The following is a 17714-nucleotide window of genomic DNA, read 5'->3' on the forward strand; positions in this document are numbered from 1 at the left end:
TGGGCCTTCTCATGACACGAAGCGTTGCCACAACGCTGCCGCCCAGATGCCGCCGCACAGCGTGAGCGACAGCAGCACGGCGGCGCTACCCATGTCCTTGGCGCGCTTGGAGAGGTCGTGCCACTCGGGGCCGATGCGGTCGATGGCGGCTTCCACCGCGGTGTTGAGCAGCTCGACGATCATCACCAGGATGGCGCTGCCCGCGAGCAGCGCCACCTCGACCCAGCTGCGCCCGAGCCAGAAGGAGGCCGGAATCATCACGATCGACATGATGGCTTCCTGGCGGAAGGCGGGCTCGCTCCAGCCGGCGTGCAGGCCGTGTAGCGAGATCAGCGTGGCGTGCCAGACGCGTTCGAAGCCCTTGCGGGCTTTTTGCGGATTGACGGCGGGATCGGGAAGCTTGGGCAAGGCACTCATTGGCGACTCATCGGTTTGGAGGTGATGAGCCGTGTACCGGCCCAGGCGTCGTGCCAGAACTGGCGCTCGGGGTGAAAACGCGCCAGCAGGGCCCAGACAGCGACCCAGCCGAAGATCAGGACGGTCGATTCGCCGCCCGACAGCTTGAAGGGCGCAATGGCGGCCAGCGGCGGCAGGAACCAGACCCAGCTCAGCAGGTAGCGCGCCAGCGCGCGGCGTTGGCTGATGGGCTGGCCGTGCGCGTCGACGATGCGGATGTTCCAGGTTTTCATGGCGAGGGTCTGGCCTTTGGTCCAGAACCAGACGAAGTACACGCCGAACACCACGAAAAGAAAAGCCTGAAATAGATGGCGGCGCGAATCCATGGCGTCGCGCATCTGACCAAGCGTGCTGAAGAGCCAGCCCGAAACGAACACCACCGCAAACAGCAGCATGCCCTCGTAGAGCCAGCAGGCCATGCGGCGCCAGAGGCCGGGCACTATCGAAACAGGAGCGCTGGCTGCAGGAGAGATCGGCGAGGCGGGCTGATCGGGGCCCGAAGCCTCGGGAGAGCTGGAAACCATCGAAGCCTTGGGATCAGGGGGCGGGGGAGGATGGCTCGGCTGCCGACGACGGCGCGGGCACCTGGGCTTCGGCCGGAACCGGTGGAGAAGCGATGCTGGACGGGGCTGGCGCGGCGGGGAGGATGGAAACCGCCGGTGTCGCCGCTGCAGGCACGCGCTCCGGCGGCGATGCCACCATGATCGTGGCCGGCGTGGCAGCGGGGGCGGGCGGCGGGGCCAGCAAAATCCTGGGCGTGTGCTGTACGCCGGGGGTGACGGCCGGCACCGGCACGAGCTTCTGGGACGAAACCGGCCGCACGGGAATGGCGGCACCGCGTGGCTTGGGTGGGGCGCGTTCCGCGAGCTTGCGCTTTTCTTCCTCGCTCAAGGCCTGGTACTGCTCCCATTTGACCTTGCGCTCGTCAGGCGGAATGCGCTTGACCTCGGCAAAGTTCAAGCGGGCTTGGGCGCGCTGCTGATTGCTCAGGGCGGTCCATTCGATCATGCGGCTGTGAAGGGTGGTCTGTTCGTCCGCCGACATGCTCGCGAAGTTGCGCGACAGCGCCAGCCACTTTTTCTTTTGCCCGACGTTCAGCGTGTTCCAGTGAGCGTTCAGCGGCTTCAGGGCTTGCTGCTGCTCGGCCGTGAGTTCGCTCCAGAGCGGCTTGGTCGTTGAGATGGCCTTGGGGCTGGTGGCTGACGCGGAGCTCGCCGAAGCCGGGCCCGCCGCAGCCTTGGCAGCTGCTTCGGAGGGCGGCTGGGCGCAGGCGAGCGTCAGGCTGAAGGCTGCGACTGCAAGCGCACCTGCCCAAACGACTGCGCCCGCCGGGAGCGGGCGCAACGGGCGGGGGGTGTTTGCGCTGGAGGTGGAGCGGCGTCGCATTCGGTCGATGAAAAATCAGTCGGAGGCGCTGTCGGCCTTCAGGAATTGGGCAAAGCCGGGGTCGGTGTAGGCAGCGGGCGGCAGGTCGCCCGTCAGCAGCGCGGAATCCACTTCGGCCAGCTCGCTGGCGCGATCGTCGTCCTGCATCACGCTGATGGTGATCAGGCCGGCCACGAGCGCAATCAACGGCACCACGGAGCCGATGCGGGTCCACCAGCTTCCACCCAGTGTGAGCGTGTGGCCCGACTGCACCACCACAGGCGCAGTCCGCAACTGCGGAGGCTGCTTGCGCGCGGCCACAGCTTGCGCTCGCGCCACGCGCAGCCGCTCGCCGATGTCGTGCGGCAGCTCTCGATTGCCGGCCGAAAGGCGGGCAACCAGACGCTGGCCGAACTGGTCTTCGGCGGTGGTGGATGTTGAGGTTGGAACCTTAGTGTTCATAGCGATATTCCCTTGGCCTTGAGCGCCTTGCTCAGAGCGTGAACGGCTCGCGAGCAATGGGTTTTGACGCTGCCCTCGGAGCAGCCCATCGCAGCGGCCGTCTCTGCGACGTCCATTTCCTCCCAGTAACGCATCAGGAAAGCCTCGCGTTGACGGCCCGGCAGTGCTGCGATCTGTTCCTCGATCTCGTGGAAGACCTGGGCGCGGCGGGTCGTGTCTTCGGCGCTCTCCGATTCCCTAGAGTCGGTCGGCGAGACGAAGTTCTCCAGCAGGTCGAAATCTCCGTCGTCGTCGACCGAGTCGAAATCGCTGAGGTTGGAGAAAAGGGCGCGCCGGGTTTTCTGGCGGCGGAACCAGTCGAGCGTGCAGTTCGACAGGATGCGCTGGAACAGCATCGGCAGTTCGGCCGCGGGCTTGTCGCCGTAGTGCTGCGCCAGCTTCATCATGCTGTCCTGCACGATATCGAGGGCCGCTTCTTCATCCCGCACGTGGTAGACCGAGCGCTTGAAAGCGCGTCGTTCAACGCTTTTCAGGAAGTCGGAGAGTTCTTGTTCAGTGGCCAAGCGAGAGGGGGCGCGCAGGGCGCGCCGCGTGGGGAAGAGGGTCTAGCGATCGCGTATGTTTACCGCCGCGGATTATGCCTTTGTAGCTTTACAAGGCAGCTGAAGCGAATCTGAACGCTCGGAAATGTCATAATCCGCCCTGCAAGTCAAAAGGCAAACGGGTCACGGTCCGGCGGAACATCAGTCCGCTCATGGCTTTGGCCTCAAGTCCTGGCGCGACCTCACAAGGGTTGGCAAGGGGCACCCAAGGTATTTCGTTCCCGAAATAAACAAAGGTTGATCATGGAAATCTCCAAGGCGGAAATCGCTTCCGCAGCAGCCGCGTCCTCAGGCGCCGGCAACCCGACGCAAGAACTCATGGGCGCTGAAGTGCTGGTCAAGGCACTGCAGGCCGAAGGCGTCCAGTACGTCTGGGGTTACCCCGGCGGCGCGGTTCTCTACATCTACGACGCGTTCTACAAGCAGGACACCATCCAGCATGTGCTGGTGCGCCACGAGCAGGCCGCCGTTCACGCGGCCGACGGCTATGCGCGCGCCACCGGCGAAGTCGGCGTGGCACTGGTCACTTCCGGTCCCGGCCTGACCAATGCGGTCACCGGCATCGCGACGGCGTACATGGACTCCATCCCGATGGTGATCATCTCGGGCCAGGTGCCAACGGCTGCCATCGGCCTTGACGCCTTCCAGGAATGCGACACGGTCGGTATCACCCGCCCCATCGTCAAGCACAACTTCCTCGTCAAGGATCCGAAGGATCTGGCCATGACGATGAAGAAGGCCTTCCACATCGCACGCAGCGGCCGTCCGGGCCCCGTGGTGGTGGACGTGCCCAAGGACGTTTCGTTCAAGAAGGTCCCGTACACCGGCTATCCCGACAAGGTCGAGATGCGCTCGTACAACCCGGTGCGCAAGGGCCACGGCGGCCAGATCCGCAAGGCGCTGCAGCTGCTGTTGGCTGCCAAGCGTCCGTACATCTACACCGGCGGCGGCGTGTTGCTGGGCAACGCCTGCAACGAACTGCGCACGCTGGTCGACATGCTCGGCTACCCGGTCACCAACACGCTGATGGGCCTGGGCGCCTATCCGGCGAGCGACCGCAAGTTCCTGGGCATGCTGGGCATGCACGGCACCATCGAAGCCAACAACGCGATGCAGAACTGCGACGTGCTGCTGGCCGTGGGTGCGCGCTTCGACGACCGCGTGATCGGCAATCCCAAGCACTTCGCGCAGAACGAACGCAAGATCATCCACATCGACATCGACCCGTCGAGCATCTCCAAGCGCGTGAAGGTCGACATCCCGATCGTCGGCGACGTGAAGGACGTGCTCACCGAGCTGATCTCGATGATCCGCGAGAGCACCACCAAGCCCGATGCCGGCGCCCTGTCCGACTGGTGGAAGACCATCGAGGCCTGGCGCTCGCGCGACTGCCTGAAGTACGACCGCGGCAACAAGGACGTGATCAAGCCGCAGTACGTGGTCGAGACCCTCTGGAACATGACCAAGGACGCCGACGCGTATATCACGTCGGACGTGGGGCAGCACCAGATGTGGGCTGCCCAGTACTACCGCTTCGACGAGCCACGCCGCTGGATCAACTCGGGCGGCCTGGGCACCATGGGCGTGGGCATTCCCTACGCCATGGGCATCAAGCTCGCGAAGCCCGATTCGGAAGTGTTCACCATCACCGGCGAAGGCTCGGTGCAGATGTGCATCCAGGAACTCTCCACCTGCCTGCAATACAACACGCCGATCAAGATCTGCTCGCTCAACAACCGCTACCTGGGCATGGTGCGCCAGTGGCAGGAGATCGAATACTCCGGCCGCTACAGCCACAGCTACATGGATGCACTGCCCAACTTCGTGAAGCTCGCCGAGGCCTATGGCCACGTCGGCATGCTGATCGAGCGTCCACAAGACGTGGAGCCCGCGCTGCGCGAAGCACGCAAGCTCAAGGACCGCACGGTGTTCATGGACTTCCGCACCGACCCCACCGAAAACGTGTTCCCGATGGTGAAGGCCGGCATGGGCATCACCGAAATGCTGTTGGGTTCCGAAGATCTCTGATCCTCGGAACATTCGCTCAACTCTTTACTGACGAATCTATTGCTCGCCGAGCCCGCGCATTACCGTGCGCGGGGGAGGGCGGCGAAAAGAGGAGTCACGCAAACATGAAACACATCATTGCAGTGCTGCTGGAAAACGAGCCGGGTGCTCTTTCCCGCGTGGTGGGCCTTTTCTCGGCCCGCGGCTACAACATCGAATCGCTCACGGTGGCGCCCACGGAGGACGCAAGCCTCTCGCGCATGACCATCGTTACTACCGGTTCCGACGACGTGATCGAGCAGATCACCAAGCACCTGAACCGCCTGATCGAAGTGGTGAAGGTCGTCGACCTGACCGAAGGCGCCTACACCGAACGCGAACTCATGATGGTGAAGGTGCGCGCGGTCGGCAAGGAGCGCGAGGAAATGATGCGCATGGCAGAAATCTTCCGCGGCCGCATCATCGACGTGACCGACAAGAGCTACACCATCGAACTCACCGGCGACCACGGCAAGAACGACGCTTTTCTTGAAGCGATCGAACGTAGCGCTATCCTCGAGACAGTCCGTACCGGTGCCAGCGGCATCGGGCGCGGCGAGCGCATCCTGCGCGTGTAGGAGGGTGAAAGCGCCCTCAGTTCATACGTTCATCCACACATGAGGCAAGAGTGATGCGAGGTCTGCTCGGTTTCGACAAGATGGTGACCCCGGCGATCGTCCGGGGGCTCTACTTTCTCGGCCTGCTGGGTGTGATCGTCCTGGCGGTGGCGGCGCTGTACCAGCGCCAGTACCTGCCGGCTTTCACGGTCCTGATCTTCGGCACCATTGGCGTTCGCATCTACAGTGAATTGCTCATCGTGCTGTTCCGCATCCACGACAGCCTCGTGTCCATCAACCAGCAAATGAAGGACCGGAATTCCTCCGGCCTCTGAGTGAAATGCATCCCGCTACGGATGCTCGAGATTTTTTAGGAGAGATACACATGAAGGTTTACTACGACAAAGACGCGGACCTGAGCCTCATCAAGGGCAAGACGGTGGCAATCATCGGTTATGGCTCGCAAGGCCATGCGCACGCGCAGAACCTGAACGACAGCGGCGTCAAGGTCGTGGTCGGCTTGCGCAAGGGTGGTGCTTCGTGGCCCAAGGTCGAGAAGGCCGGCCTGAAGGTCGCTGAAGTCGCCGACGCCGTGAAGGCCGCCGACGTCGTGATGATCCTGCTGCCCGACGAGCAGATCGCCAACGTCTACAAGAACGACGTCGCACCGAACATCAAGGAAGGCGCTTCGCTGGTCTTCGCACACGGCTTCAACGTGCACTACGGCTTCGTCCAGCCCCGCGCCGACCTCGACGTGTGGATGGTTGCTCCCAAGGCCCCGGGCCACACCGTGCGCAGCACGTATACCCAAGGCGGCGGCGTGCCCCACCTCGTGGCCGTGCACCAGGACAAGACCGGCAAGGCGCGTGACCTCGCGCTGAGCTATGCCACCGCCAACGGCGGCGGCAAGGCCGGCATCATCGAGACCAACTTCCGCGAAGAAACCGAGACCGACCTGTTCGGCGAACAAGCGGTTCTGTGCGGCGGCACGGTCGAGCTGATCAAGGCTGGTTTCGAAACGCTGGTGGAAGCCGGCTACGCGCCCGAAATGGCGTACTTCGAATGCCTGCACGAACTGAAGCTGATCGTCGACCTGATCTATGAAGGCGGCATCGCCAACATGAACTACTCGATCTCGAACAACGCCGAATACGGCGAGTACGTCACCGGCCCGCGCGTCGTGACCGAAGAGACCAAGAAGGTCATGAAGCAAGTGCTGAAGGACATCCAGACCGGCGAATACGCCAAGAGCTTCGTGCTGGAAAACGCTGCCGGCGCTCCGACGCTGATCAGCCGCCGCCGCCTGAACTCCGAGCACCAGATCGAAGTCGTCGGCGAAAAGCTGCGCGCGATGATGCCCTGGATCAAGAAGAACAAGCTGGTCGACCAGACCCGCAACTGATCTGCGGACCACGAGGGTGCTTCGGCACCCGTTTCCCAAGGGCCACCCGTTGCGGTGGCCCTTTTGTTTGACGGGGGCGACGCAGCCCCTGAACTACACTGCGAGCCATGCGATTCAAAGATCAAGATGCTATCGAATGGATAGCTGCTCGCGCAGTGCCCATGAGGGACGGAGGCAAATTCAATGCATGACGACACGCTCCCCGACGATGTGCAGCCGCGCAAACGCCGCAAAGGCATCTACATCCTGCCGAACCTGTTCACGCTGGCGGCGTTGTTCGGCGGCTTCTATTCGGTTGTGATGGCCATGAATGCGCGCTTCGACCTCGCGGCGCTCGGTGTGTTCGCCGCGATGGTGCTCGACAGCCTGGATGGGCGCGTAGCCCGCATGACGAATACACAGAGCGCGTTCGGCGAGCAGATGGATTCGCTGTCCGACATGGTGTCGTTCGGTGCGGCGCCCGCGCTCATCGCCTACGAATGGTCGCTCAAGGGCCTGGGCCGTTGGGGCTGGATTGCGGCCTTCGTGTACTGCGCCTGCGCGGCGCTGCGGCTCGCGCGCTTCAACGTCAACACCGGCGTGGTCGACAAGCGCTGGTTCCAGGGCCTGCCGTCGCCCGCGGCCGCTGCGCTCGTGGCGGGCTTCATCTGGCTTGTGAACGAGTGGGGCAAGCGCGGCGGCGAGGTGCTGTATCTCTCGTGGACGCAGATCACCTGGGTCACTTTCGGCTTCACGCTGTACGCGGGTCTCACGATGGTCACCAATGCGCCGTTCTACAGCTTCAAGGACATCCAGATGAAGAAGAGCGTGCCTTTCGCGGTGATCGTGCTGATCGCGCTGGGCATTGCCGTCATCAACATCCATCCGCCGACTGTGCTGTTCAGCCTGTTCGTCATCTACGGCCTGAGCGGCTACGTGGTCTATGCGTGGCGCAAGGCCAAGGGTCAGCCGGTCAGTGTGATCAGCACCTCGACGGAAGAGCCCGACGAACGGGGTCTGCACAACTGACCCGGTGGCTTGTGCTACATTCGCAACCCTCATGACCAAGATTTCGCTGCTGGCTCTACTAGCCCTCCCTCACGGGCGGAGACGGTAGCGCACGCGCAAATCCCTCACCACGGCCCGTTCGCACCAGCAACGGGCCGTTTGTTTTTGGGGTTGCTGGTTGATCACCAACCATCTCAGAGAAATCGACATGCTCAAGCAACCTCAAAGCAAATACCGCGCATTCGCCCCGATCGGCCTCAAGGACCGCACCTGGCCCGATGCCGTGCTGACCAAGGCGCCGACCTGGCTGTCGACCGACCTGCGCGATGGCAACCAGGCGTTGGTCGAGCCCATGGACATCGCGCGCAAGATGCGCATGTTCGAGACCCTCGTGGCTATCGGCTTCAAGGAAATCGAAGTCGGCTTTCCTTCGGCTTCGCAGATCGAATTCGACTTCGTGCGCAAGCTCATCGAGGAAGACCGCATTCCCGACGACGTGACGATCCAGGTGCTGACGCAGGCGCGCGACCACCTCATCGCCCGCACCTTCGAATCGCTGCAGGGTGCTCCGCGCGCCATCGTGCACCTCTACAACGCCGTCGCGCCCGTGATGCGCCGCGTGGTGCTCAACATGGATGAAGACCAGATCGTTGAACTTGCGAGCAGCCACGCGCGCATGTTCAATGAGTTCGCCGCCAAGCAGCCGAACACGCAGTGGACCTTCCAGTACTCGCCCGAAATGTTCTCGGGCACCGACGTCGTGTTCTCGAAGCGCGTGGTCGATGCGGTGACAGAAGTCTGGGCGCCTACGCCGCAGCGCAAGTGCATCGTCAACCTGCCAACCACGGTCGAGCATTCCACTCCGAACATCTTCGCGGACATGATCGAGTGGATGCACCGTAACCTCGCGCGCCGCGACTCCATCGTGCTTTGCGTGCATCCGCACAACGACCGCGGCACCGGCACCGCCGCCGGTGAACTGGCCTTGATGGCCGGCGCCGAGCGCATCGAAGGCTGCCTGTTCGGCAATGGCGAGCGCACCGGCAACCTCGATCTCGTGAATGTTGCGCTCAACCTCTACACGCAGGGCGTTTCGCCCGAGCTCGATTTTTCGAACATCGACGAGATCCGCGCCACGGTCGAGCATTGCAACCAGATCCCGGTACATCCGCGCCATCCGTATGTGGGCGACCTTGTCTACACCTCGTTCTCGGGCTCGCACCAGGACGCGATCAAGAAGGCCTTCGCCGCGCGCAAGGAGGGCGACATCTGGGACATGCCCTACCTCCCCATCGACCCAAAGGACGTAGGCCGCAGCTATGAAGCCGTGATCCGCGTTAACAGCCAGTCCGGCAAGGGCGGCATGGCTTATCTGCTCGAGAGCGAATACGGCATCGAGATGCCGCGCCGCCTGCAGATGGAGTTCATGCAGACCGTGCAGCGCGTGATGGACGTCGCCGGCAAGGAACTCACGGCTGCTGACCTCTGGCAGCTGTTCGTGCGCGAGTACGGCATCGAAACCGCGCAGTCTTTGCAGAACCGCGTGATCGAGGAAGAAGGCGAGGGCGCCAACGCTTCCGTGGTTCTGCGCGGCGATCTGCCGTGGGATGCTGAAGTCCACGCCATCGAAGGCCGCGGCAATGGCCCCATCGATGCCTTCACGCAGGCACTGAGCAAGGCCACCGGCCACACGGTGCGCGTGATGGACTACCACCAGCACGCCATCGGCGCAGGTGCCGACGCCAAGGCGGTGGCATATCTGGAACTGCGCGTCGACGAAAGCCAGACGCTGTTCGGCGTGGGCATCGACGCAAACGTGATCACGGCGTCGCTGAAAGCGATTGTTTCGGGCGTGCAGCGTGCACGGACCCGGGGCGCGCACGGAGCACAATCAGCGGTTGAAGTCGCCTGACGCTGCCGCGCCGACCTTGGTCGGGTGCGCGTGGGGGATGAACAACGGAGACCCACGATGACCGACCAACTTATTATTTTCGACACCACCCTGCGCGACGGCGAGCAATCGCCCGGCGCCTCGATGACGCGCGACGAGAAACTGCGTATTGCCAAGCTGCTGGAGCGGCTGAAGGTCGACGTCATCGAGGCTGGCTTTCCCGCCAGCTCGAACGGCGACTTCGAGGCCGTGAAGGCGATTGCCAACGCCATCAAGGACTCGACGGTGTGCGGCCTCTCGCGTGCCAACGACCGCGACATCGCGCGCGCGGCCGAAGCCCTGAAGGGCGCGGCCCGCGGGCGCATCCACACCTTCATCGCAACGTCGCCGCTTCACATGGAAAAGAAGCTGCGCATGTCGCCCGACGAGGTGCATGAACAGGCCAAGCTGGCCGTGCGCTTCGCGCGCAACCAGATGGCCGACGTGGAGTTCAGCCCCGAAGACGGCTATCGCAGCGACCCGGACTTCCTGTGCCGCGTGCTCGAAACCGTGATCAACGAGGGTGCCACCACCATCAACGTGCCCGACACCGTCGGCTACGCCATTCCCGAGCTCTACGGCAACTTCATCAAGATGCTGCGCGAGCGCATTCCCAACAGCGACAAGGCGATCTGGTCGGTGCATTGCCACAACGACCTCGGCATGGCCGTGGCCAACTCGCTGGCCGGCGTGAAGATCGGCGGCGCGCGCCAGGTCGAATGCACCATCAACGGCCTGGGCGAGCGCGCGGGCAACTGCTCGCTCGAAGAAGTCGTCATGGCGGTGAAGACCCGCAAGGACTACTTCGGGCTCGACCTCAGGATTGACACGCAGCACATCGTGGCCGCGAGCCGCATGGTCAGCCAGACCACCGGCTTCGTGGTGCAGCCCAACAAGGCGGTGGTGGGCGCCAATGCCTTCGCGCACGCCTCGGGCATTCACCAGGATGGCGTGCTCAAGGCGCGCGACACCTACGAGATCATGCGTGCCGAGGATGTGGGCTGGACGGCCAACAAGATCGTGCTGGGCAAGCTCAGCGGCCGCAATGCCTTCAAGCAGCGCCTGCAGGAACTGGGCGTGACCATGGCCAGCGAAGGCGACATCAACGCCGCGTTCCTGCGCTTCAAGGAGTTGGCCGACCGCAAGTCCGAAATTTTCGACGAGGACATCCTCGCGCTCGTCAGCGCGGAAGAGGTGTCGAACGTTGGTGAGCAGTTTGCTTTCGTCTCTCTCTCCCAGCACAGCGAAACCGGCGAGCGCCCCCAGGCGAAGGTCGTGTTCACCGTCCAGGGCAAGGAAGTCACCGGCGAATCCGACGGGAATGGCCCGGTTGATGCTTCCCTGAAGGCCATCGAGTCGCATGTCAAGAGCGGCGCCGAGATGGTTCTTTACTCTGTAAATGCCATCAGTGGCTCGACGGAAAGCCAAGGAGAAGTTACAGTCCGGTTACAAAACGCAGGGCGGGTGGTCAACGGTGTGGGTGCAGACCCGGACATCGTGGTTGCTTCGGCAAAGGCTTATTTGAGTGCGCTCAATAAGTTACAGAGCCAAGCTGAGAGAGTTGCGGCACAAGGTTAGGTTTTCAGGCGATCCTTGGTATTCGATTGAAGAAGAGGATGCAAGTAACTGATATTGCGTGCTTTTTTTGATTTGGATACACTGCGGTCCTCGTTTGTCGCCGCTGGAGATTTATTAATGCCCGAAGCCCGTCTACGCCGAGTTTCCAGCCAGCGGTTTCTACCCGCGTTCAAATTCATCGCCGTCGCGCTGTGCGCCACGGCGTTTTTGCTGCCTGGCGCCCAGGCAGCCAAGAAAGAAAAGCCCGCTGCCGCCAAGACCACAGTCGCCAAGAAGGCGAAGGGTCCGGTGCCGGTCGAGGTAAAGCGCAACGCCGCTTCGTCCAAAACCGCGCGCGGTCCTGTGCCCGTTGTTGTCGCCAAGCGCGGCGGCCGTGCCGAGAAGAGTGAGCGCGCCGAGAAGGTCGTTCGCGGTGGCCGCAATGTCGTAGCCACCATCCACAAGAGAAATGGCAAGACCGTGGTGGCCGTGCAGCGCCGCTCGGTGGTTCGCGTCGTCGAGGCGCCCCCGCGCCAATCCTTCGGCCAGATGGCCGGCCTGCATGGCACCGAAGACGTACTCGACCTGAAGTCGAGCGTCGCGCTGGTCATCGACCAGGACACGCACGAAGTGCTGTTCAGCAAGAACGACCACGCCGTGCTGCCGATCGCGTCGCTCACCAAGCTCATGACCGGCCTGCTCATCAGCGAAGCCCATCTTTCGAACGACGAGCTCATCACCATCACGCAGGACGACGTCGACACCGAAAAGCGCAGCAGCTCGCGCCTGACGGTCGGCACTACGCTGTCGCGCGGCGAACTGCTGCACCTGGCGCTGATGTCGAGCGAAAACCGCGCCGCGCATGCGCTGGGCCGCACCTACCCGGGTGGCCTGACGACCTTCGTGAGCATCATGAACGCCAAGGCCAAGATGCTCGGCATGAAGGACACGCGCTACGTCGAGCCTACCGGCCTGTCGAGCAGCAACCAGTCGAGCGCGCAAGATCTGGCGCTGCTGGTCAATGCCGCCTATTCCGATGCCACGGTACGTTCGCTGTCCACCTCGCCGGAATACCAGGTCGAAGTCGGCAACCGCGTGCTGCAATTCAACACCACCAATCGCCTCGTGAAGAGCCCCGATTGGGAAATCGGCGTGCAGAAGACGGGCTACATCTCTGAGGCCGGCCAATGCCTCGTGATGCAGGCGAAGGTCGCCGGGCGCAAGCTGATCATGGTGTTCCTGGATTCGGCCGGCAAGTTCAGCCGCATTGCAGATGCCGAGCGGGTTCGCCGCTGGGTTGAGGCTACGCATTCCGTCGGTTCGCCGGCAGCTTCGTCGCGCAATGCTGCTTATCAGGTCGCGGGCTGATCGGTCAACCGCAGGCTGTAACGAAAACAGGCCCTTCACAGGGCCTGTTTGCTTTTGGGGACAGGCCCGGGTCAGGCGCCTGCTGGCGGCGTGCTGCCCGAAGGCGACGGCGTCGCAGCCGTGCCGTCCTTGAATCCCAGCGCGCCCGAGATTTCATTGGCGGTGGCCTGCAGCTTGGGTAGCCAGCCTTCGTCCAGCCGGTCAGCCGGTGCGGAGATCGACAGGCCCGCCACCAGCTTGCCCTGATCGTCGTAGATGCCGGCGGCCATGCAGCGCACGCCCAGCTCCAGCTCCTCGTTATCGCGGGCAATGCCGTACTGGCGCGCCTTCGACAGTTCGCGCTCCAGTGCCGGCAACTGGGTGATGCTGTTGCGCGTATGGCCGGCCAGACCTGTGCGCGTGGCGTAGCTGCGCACGCGCTGCGGATCGTCCGCAGCCAGGAAGAGCTTGCCTGTCGAGGTGAGGTGCAGGGCGGCGCGGCCGCCGATGGCGCGCACCACCTGCATGCCCGAGCGCTCGCTGTAGGAGCGCTCGATGTACACGATCTCGTCGCCCTGGCGCATGCTCAGGTTGACGGGCTGCTGCGTCAGCTTGTGCAGCTCGCGCATCGGGCCCAGGGCGGCGTCGCGCACGTTGAGTCGGCCCTTGACCAGGTTGCCCAGTTCCAGCAGGCGCATGCCCAGCCGGTAGCTGCCGGCTTCGGGCCGATCGACAAAACGACCAACCGCCAGGTCGTTCAGGATGCGGTGCGTGGTCGACGGGTGGAGCCCGGTTTTTTCGCTGATCTCCTTCAGCGAAATGGCCTCCTCGCGGGATGCCAGGACATCGATCAGCGCGAACATGCGCTCGATCACCTGGATCACGGGGACGGCGGGAATGTCGGATTGGTTTTTTCTCATGGCGCTTTGCGGTGATGACCGGGCGCCATTTTACCTTGTGAAATTGCCCGGCGCCTGCCAATGTCCGTCTACCAACACTTCGTGCGGGGAGAAGCGCGCCTTGTAGTTCATCTTCGGGCTGTGCTCGATCCAGTACCCGAGGTAGACGTGCGGCAGGCCCAGCTTGCGGGCCTGTTCGATCTGCCACAGCACGCTGTAGGTGCCGTAGCCCGCGCTGGTCTCGGGTTCGTAGAAGGTGTAGACGGCCGAGATGCCGTCGTTCAGTACATCGAGGATCGACACCATCTTGAGTGCACCGGCACTGCCGTCGGGCAGCGTTTCGCGGAACTCCACCAGCCGCGAGTTGACCCGGCTCTGCAGCAGGAACTGCGTGTACTGGTCGATGCTGTCGTGGTCCATGCCACCGCCTGCGTGGCGGCCGTTCTGGTAGCGCAGGTAGAGCTGGTAGTGCTCGGGCATGAAGCACAGCTTGAGCACGCGCGCCTGCAGGTCGGCATGCTGCTTCACCGCACGCCGCTGGCTTCGCGTGGGACGGAAGTCGTTGGCCAGCACGCGCAGCGGGATGCACGCGCGGCAGCCGTCGCAATAGGGCCGGTAGGTGAACATGCCGCTGCGCCGGAACCCACTGAGCACCAGGTCGGAATAAGCGTCGTTGTGGATCAGGTGGCTGGGCGTGGCCACTTGCGAGCGGGCCTGCCGGTCCGGCAGATAGCTGCAGGGGTAGGGCGCCGTCGCGTAGAACTGCAGCGTGTGAAGCGGGAGGTCCTTGAGGTGCGTCACGTCGGGGAAAGAGGTCGCGCGGAAAGGAGTTCGGACCAGTATACGGGGTCGAATCGCCACCGTGGGCCCTCTTGTTGTCGCGCCCTGGCCACGTGCGCGACGAAGCGTTTGCGTGCCATCTCGTGGGCGCCGAGGCTTGCGAGGTGGGCGGTGTTCTGCTGGCAGTCGATCATCTGCACGCCGGAATGCCGGCACAGCGACACCAGCGCGGCCAGCGCGATCTTCGAAGCGTCCGGCCGGCGGGTGAACATCGACTCGCCGAACACCGCGCGGCCCAGCGAAACGCAGTAAAGCCCGCCCGCGAGTTCGCCGTCGATCCAGGTTTCGACACTGTGGGCGTGGCCGGCGCGGTGCAAATTCGTATAGGCCCGCACCATGTCCGGCACGATCCACGTGCCTGACTGGCCCACGCGCGGAGAGCCCGAACAGGCCTTGATGACGGCCGCGAAATCGTGGTCGATGCGCACCTCGCAACCCGGCGTCTGCGCAAAGCGCGTCAGGGTCTTGCGAAGCGAGCGGTGCAGCTTGAACTGCGCCACCTGCAGCACCATGCGAGGGTCCGGGCTCCACCAGAGGATCGGCTGGTCCTCGCTGAACCACGGAAAGACGCAGTTGCCATAAGCCTGCATCAAAGTATCGACATCGAGTGCGCCACCGGCCGCCAGCAGGCCGGGTACGGGGTCGGCCATACCCCAGGCCGATGCAGGATCGGGCAAGGCATCTCCGGGTTCGAGCCAAGGCAGTTGTCGCATGGGCGTAGGTATACACGGCTTCGCAAATTCCACTCCAGTTGGGCGAAAATCGCACACAGCCGACACCGCCACAAGGGTTCGGCTCACACGCCACGGCACCACAAAACCCGCCGGAAACCCTATAGTGCGCAGCTTGCATTCGCAGACCCACGCAAATCAGGCAGGCCCGCACATACGCCGGGGATGAGCACAAGAGGACCACGTACGTTGACCACTGAACCCAATCCCACGCGCTTCGGCAGCGGCCAGGCGGTGCGCCGCCTCGAAGACGAAAGCCTGCTGTCAGGCGCCGGCCGCTACACCGACGACGTCACGCTCCCCGATCAGGCGCATCTCGTTTTCCTCCGATCCTCCTACCCGCACGCACGCATTGTCTCGATCGACACCAGTGCCGCCGCCGCCATGCCCGGCGTGCTGCGCGTGATCACGGGCGCGGAAATGGCCCAGGCCGGCGTCAAGCCGATGCCGGGCGCCGCGGGCTTCAAGCGCGCAGACGGCAGCGACAGCGCCAGCCCGCCGCGCTACGCCATCGCGCATGAGCGCACGCGCTTCGTCGGCGAGGCAGTGGCCGCCGTGGTGGCCGACACGGTGCGGCAGGCCCGCGATGCGGCCGAAGCCATCGTGGTCGACTACGAAGACCTGCCCATGGTGGTCGATCTCGCAAGCGCCACCGCCGATGGCGCGCCGCAGTTGTGCGAAGAAGCCTCCGGCAACGTCGCCGCCGAAATGCGCCACGGCAGCAGCGAGGCCGCGATCGCCGCCTTCGCCAAGGCCAGCCATGTGGTTGCGCTCGACGTGAACAACCAGCGCGTGGTCGCCCTCACGATCGAGCCGCGCTCCGTGCTCGCGGTGCGCGACGGCGAAACCGGCCGCCTCATGATCCGCATGAGCACGCAGATGCCCTCCGGCGTTCGCGATTCCGTCTGCGCCGCCATCGGCCTTGCCAAGGAAAAGGTGCGCGTGGTGGTGGGCGACGTCGGCGGTGGCTTCGGCATGAAGACCGGCGCCTACCCCGAAGACATCGCCGTCGCTTTCGCCGCGCTGCAAGTCAGCCGGCCGGTGAAGTGGGTGGCCGACCGCAGCGAGGAATTTCTCTCGAGCGCACACGGCCGCGACATCGAGGCGCGTGCCGAAATGGCACTCGACGCCAGCGGCAAGATCCTGGCCCTGCGCATCAAGACCCTTGCCAACGTGGGCGCGTACGCCACCGGCACCGGCGTCGCGATCCAGCTGCTGATCGGCCCCTGGGTGCAAACCAGCGTCTACGACATCCAGACCATCGACTTCCATTTCAAGGCGGTGCTCACCAACACCGCGCCCACCGGCGCCTACCGCGGCGCTGGCCGCCCTGAGGCCATCTTCACCATCGAGCGGCTGATGGACGAGGCCGCGCGCCAGACCGGCATCGACCGCATCGTGCTGCGCCGCCGCAACTTCATCCGCCCCGAGCAGATGCCGTACAAGAACCCGATGGCGCAGACCTACGACACCGGCAACTTCGAGTCGGTGATGGACCAGGCGCTGACGCTCGCCGATTGGCAGGGCTTCGAGACCCGCGCGGCCGAGTCGGCCAGCAAGGGAAAGCACCGCGGCCTGGGCATTGCCACGTTCCTCGAATGGACCGGCGGCAACGTGTTCGAAGAGCGCGTCACCGTCTCGGTGCAGGCAGATGGCGTGATCGAGGTGTTCTCCGCCGTCAATGCCATGGGGCAGGGCATTGCCACCTCGCTGGCTCAGCTGGCGGTCGATGCCTTCGGCGTGCCCATCGAGAAGGTGCGCGTGGTGCTTGGCGACACCGATCGAGGCGACGGCTTCGGCAGCGCCGGCTCGCGCTCGCTGTTCACCGGCGGCTCGGCCGTGCGCATCGGCGCCGAGCGCACCATCGACAAGGCGCGCGAACTGGCCGCGCAGGAGTTCGAGGCTTCCATCGACGACATCGTCTACAGCCGTGGTGTCTTCAACGTGGCCGGCACTGACCTCGAGCTCGACCTCTTCGCGCTCGCCGCCAAGCAGCCCGAGCGCGAAATCTTCGTCGATTCCACCAGCACCGTGGCCGGCCCGACCTGGCCCAATGGCTGCCACATCTGCGAGATCGAGATCGATCCGCCCACCGGCGAAATCAGCGTGGTGGCCTACAGCTCGGTCAACGACGTGGGCCGCGTCATCAACCCGATGATCGTGCGCGGCCAGCTCGAAGGCGGTGCGGTGCAGGGCATCGGGCAGGCGCTGTACGAGCAGGTGGTGTACGACCACGAAACCGGCCAGCCCGTCACCGGCAGCCTGATGGACTACGCGGCCCCGCGCGCCGACATCGTCGACACCATGTTCAACATGGAGATGGACGAATCGACGCCGTGCAAGAACAACCCGCTGGGCGTGAAGGGCGTGGGCGAGCTCGGCACCATCGGCGCCACACCGGCCATCGTGAATGCGGTGGCCGACGCCTTCGCGCGCAACGGCCTGGCCACGCGCGCACCGCGCCTGCACATGCCGCTGAGCCCTGCACGCGTGTGGCAGGCCATGCAAACGGTCGATTGAGCAATCGTTTCCG

General features: G+C 64.1%; 17 protein-coding genes. 9 read left to right on the plus strand and 8 right to left on the minus strand.

From position 1 onward, the window contains the following. Nucleotides 1-9: 9 nt before the first annotated feature. The 5 genes from ACTG4X_RS16125 to ACTG4X_RS16145 are packed head-to-tail and all read right to left on the minus strand — an operon-like array spanning nucleotide 10 to nucleotide 2846. Entirely contained in the window at nucleotides 10-417 is a 408-nt protein-coding gene (locus tag ACTG4X_RS16125; RefSeq protein ID WP_093054413.1) for a diacylglycerol kinase, read from the minus strand. Further along, on the minus strand, nucleotides 414-980 hold the full coding sequence (locus ACTG4X_RS16130) for an RDD family protein (protein WP_093074888.1): 567 nt from the start codon (nucleotides 978-980) through the stop codon (nucleotides 414-416). Before ACTG4X_RS16130 ends, ACTG4X_RS16125 begins: the two co-directional genes overlap by 4 nt. Nucleotides 981-993: 13 nt before the next feature. Beyond that, entirely contained in the window at nucleotides 994-1800 is an 807-nt protein-coding gene (locus ACTG4X_RS16135; protein WP_307614012.1) for a DUF3106 domain-containing protein, read from the minus strand. A 57-nt stretch (nucleotides 1801-1857) separates the two neighbouring features. Next, a complete protein-coding gene (locus ACTG4X_RS16140; protein WP_440534276.1) occupies nucleotides 1858-2283 on the minus strand; it encodes a DUF3619 family protein in 426 nt (141 codons plus the stop codon). Beyond that, nucleotides 2280-2846, minus strand: coding sequence for an RNA polymerase sigma factor (locus tag ACTG4X_RS16145; protein WP_093054421.1), 567 nt, complete (start codon nucleotides 2844-2846; stop codon nucleotides 2280-2282). Before ACTG4X_RS16145 ends, ACTG4X_RS16140 begins: the two co-directional genes overlap by 4 nt. Nucleotides 2847-3128: 282 nt before the next feature. Here ACTG4X_RS16145 and ACTG4X_RS16150 point away from each other — a divergent pair, with 282 nt between their 5' ends. From ACTG4X_RS16150 to ACTG4X_RS16185, 8 genes are all read left to right on the plus strand, one after another. Beyond that, the gene (locus ACTG4X_RS16150; RefSeq protein ID WP_440534277.1) at nucleotides 3129-4913 is read left to right on the plus strand and encodes an acetolactate synthase 3 catalytic subunit; all 1785 of its coding nucleotides are present in this window, start codon (nucleotides 3129-3131) and stop codon (nucleotides 4911-4913) included. Between the two features lie 104 nt (nucleotides 4914-5017). After that, nucleotides 5018-5509, plus strand: coding sequence for an acetolactate synthase small subunit (gene ilvN / locus ACTG4X_RS16155; protein ID WP_007834236.1), 492 nt, complete (start codon nucleotides 5018-5020; stop codon nucleotides 5507-5509). 53 nt (nucleotides 5510-5562) lie between these two features. After that, entirely contained in the window at nucleotides 5563-5823 is a 261-nt protein-coding gene (locus tag ACTG4X_RS16160) for a DUF4282 domain-containing protein (protein WP_093054426.1), read from the plus strand. Nucleotides 5824-5873: 50 nt separating this feature from the next. Continuing rightward, entirely contained in the window at nucleotides 5874-6890 is a 1017-nt protein-coding gene (gene ilvC, locus ACTG4X_RS16165; RefSeq protein ID WP_093054428.1) for a ketol-acid reductoisomerase, read from the plus strand. Between the two features lie 183 nt (nucleotides 6891-7073). After that, nucleotides 7074-7898, plus strand: a complete 825-nt coding sequence (gene pssA / locus ACTG4X_RS16170) for a CDP-diacylglycerol--serine O-phosphatidyltransferase (protein WP_093054430.1) — start codon at nucleotides 7074-7076, stop codon at nucleotides 7896-7898. A gap of 187 nt (nucleotides 7899-8085) precedes the next feature. Then, nucleotides 8086-9789, plus strand: a complete 1704-nt coding sequence (gene leuA / locus ACTG4X_RS16175) for a 2-isopropylmalate synthase (RefSeq protein ID WP_440534278.1) — start codon at nucleotides 8086-8088, stop codon at nucleotides 9787-9789. A gap of 57 nt (nucleotides 9790-9846) precedes the next feature. Beyond that, a complete protein-coding gene (locus tag ACTG4X_RS16180; RefSeq protein ID WP_093054432.1) occupies nucleotides 9847-11385 on the plus strand; it encodes a 2-isopropylmalate synthase in 1539 nt (512 codons plus the stop codon). A gap of 117 nt (nucleotides 11386-11502) precedes the next feature. Continuing rightward, nucleotides 11503-12732 carry a D-alanyl-D-alanine carboxypeptidase family protein gene (locus ACTG4X_RS16185; RefSeq protein WP_440534279.1) on the plus strand — a complete coding sequence of 410 codons (1230 nt, stop codon included), beginning with the start codon at nucleotides 11503-11505 and terminating at the stop codon, nucleotides 12730-12732. Between the two features lie 71 nt (nucleotides 12733-12803). Here the strand turns inward: ACTG4X_RS16185 and ACTG4X_RS16190 are convergent, their stop codons facing one another. The 3 genes from ACTG4X_RS16190 to aat are packed head-to-tail and all read right to left on the minus strand — an operon-like array spanning nucleotide 12804 to nucleotide 15163. Continuing rightward, a complete protein-coding gene (locus ACTG4X_RS16190; RefSeq protein WP_093054436.1) occupies nucleotides 12804-13631 on the minus strand; it encodes an IclR family transcriptional regulator in 828 nt (275 codons plus the stop codon). A 30-nt stretch (nucleotides 13632-13661) separates the two neighbouring features. Next, nucleotides 13662-14411, minus strand: coding sequence for an arginyltransferase (locus ACTG4X_RS16195; RefSeq protein WP_093074879.1), 750 nt, complete (start codon nucleotides 14409-14411; stop codon nucleotides 13662-13664). Continuing rightward, a complete protein-coding gene (gene aat / locus ACTG4X_RS16200; protein ID WP_093054440.1) occupies nucleotides 14408-15163 on the minus strand; it encodes a leucyl/phenylalanyl-tRNA--protein transferase in 756 nt (251 codons plus the stop codon). The genes ACTG4X_RS16195 and aat overlap by 4 nt, the downstream gene beginning before the upstream one ends. A 207-nt stretch (nucleotides 15164-15370) precedes the next feature. Here aat and ACTG4X_RS16205 point away from each other — a divergent pair, with 207 nt between their 5' ends. Next, nucleotides 15371-17701: a xanthine dehydrogenase family protein molybdopterin-binding subunit gene (locus ACTG4X_RS16205; protein WP_440534280.1), complete on the plus strand. Its 2331-nt coding sequence runs from the start codon at nucleotides 15371-15373 to the stop codon at nucleotides 17699-17701. Nucleotides 17702-17714 lie beyond the last annotated feature (13 nt).

This window comes from Variovorax sp. YR566 (assembly GCF_051992195.1).
GTDB lineage: Bacteria > Pseudomonadota > Gammaproteobacteria > Burkholderiales > Burkholderiaceae_C > Variovorax.

Excerpts from the sequence above, each read along its gene's own strand:
- ACTG4X_RS16180 (WP_093054432.1), top strand. The coding sequence starts at position 9,847 with ATGACCGACCAACTTATTATTTTCGACACCACCCTGCGCGACGGCGAG.
- pssA (WP_093054430.1), top strand. The coding sequence starts at position 7,074 with ATGCATGACGACACGCTCCCCGACGATGTGCAGCCGCGCAAACGCCGC.
- aat (WP_093054440.1), bottom strand. The coding sequence starts at position 15,163 with ATGCGACAACTGCCTTGGCTCGAACCCGGAGATGCCTTGCCCGATCCT.
- ACTG4X_RS16140 (WP_440534276.1), bottom strand. The coding sequence starts at position 2,283 with ATGAACACTAAGGTTCCAACCTCAACATCCACCACCGCCGAAGACCAG.
- ACTG4X_RS16130 (WP_093074888.1), bottom strand. The coding sequence starts at position 980 with ATGGTTTCCAGCTCTCCCGAGGCTTCGGGCCCCGATCAGCCCGCCTCG.
- ilvN (WP_007834236.1), top strand. The coding sequence starts at position 5,018 with ATGAAACACATCATTGCAGTGCTGCTGGAAAACGAGCCGGGTGCTCTT.
- ACTG4X_RS16190 (WP_093054436.1), bottom strand. The coding sequence starts at position 13,631 with ATGAGAAAAAACCAATCCGACATTCCCGCCGTCCCCGTGATCCAGGTG.
- ACTG4X_RS16125 (WP_093054413.1), bottom strand. The coding sequence starts at position 417 with ATGAGTGCCTTGCCCAAGCTTCCCGATCCCGCCGTCAATCCGCAAAAA.
- ACTG4X_RS16150 (WP_440534277.1), top strand. The coding sequence starts at position 3,129 with ATGGAAATCTCCAAGGCGGAAATCGCTTCCGCAGCAGCCGCGTCCTCA.
- ACTG4X_RS16160 (WP_093054426.1), top strand. The coding sequence starts at position 5,563 with ATGCGAGGTCTGCTCGGTTTCGACAAGATGGTGACCCCGGCGATCGTC.
- ACTG4X_RS16185 (WP_440534279.1), top strand. The coding sequence starts at position 11,503 with ATGCCCGAAGCCCGTCTACGCCGAGTTTCCAGCCAGCGGTTTCTACCC.
- leuA (WP_440534278.1), top strand. The coding sequence starts at position 8,086 with ATGCTCAAGCAACCTCAAAGCAAATACCGCGCATTCGCCCCGATCGGC.
- ilvC (WP_093054428.1), top strand. The coding sequence starts at position 5,874 with ATGAAGGTTTACTACGACAAAGACGCGGACCTGAGCCTCATCAAGGGC.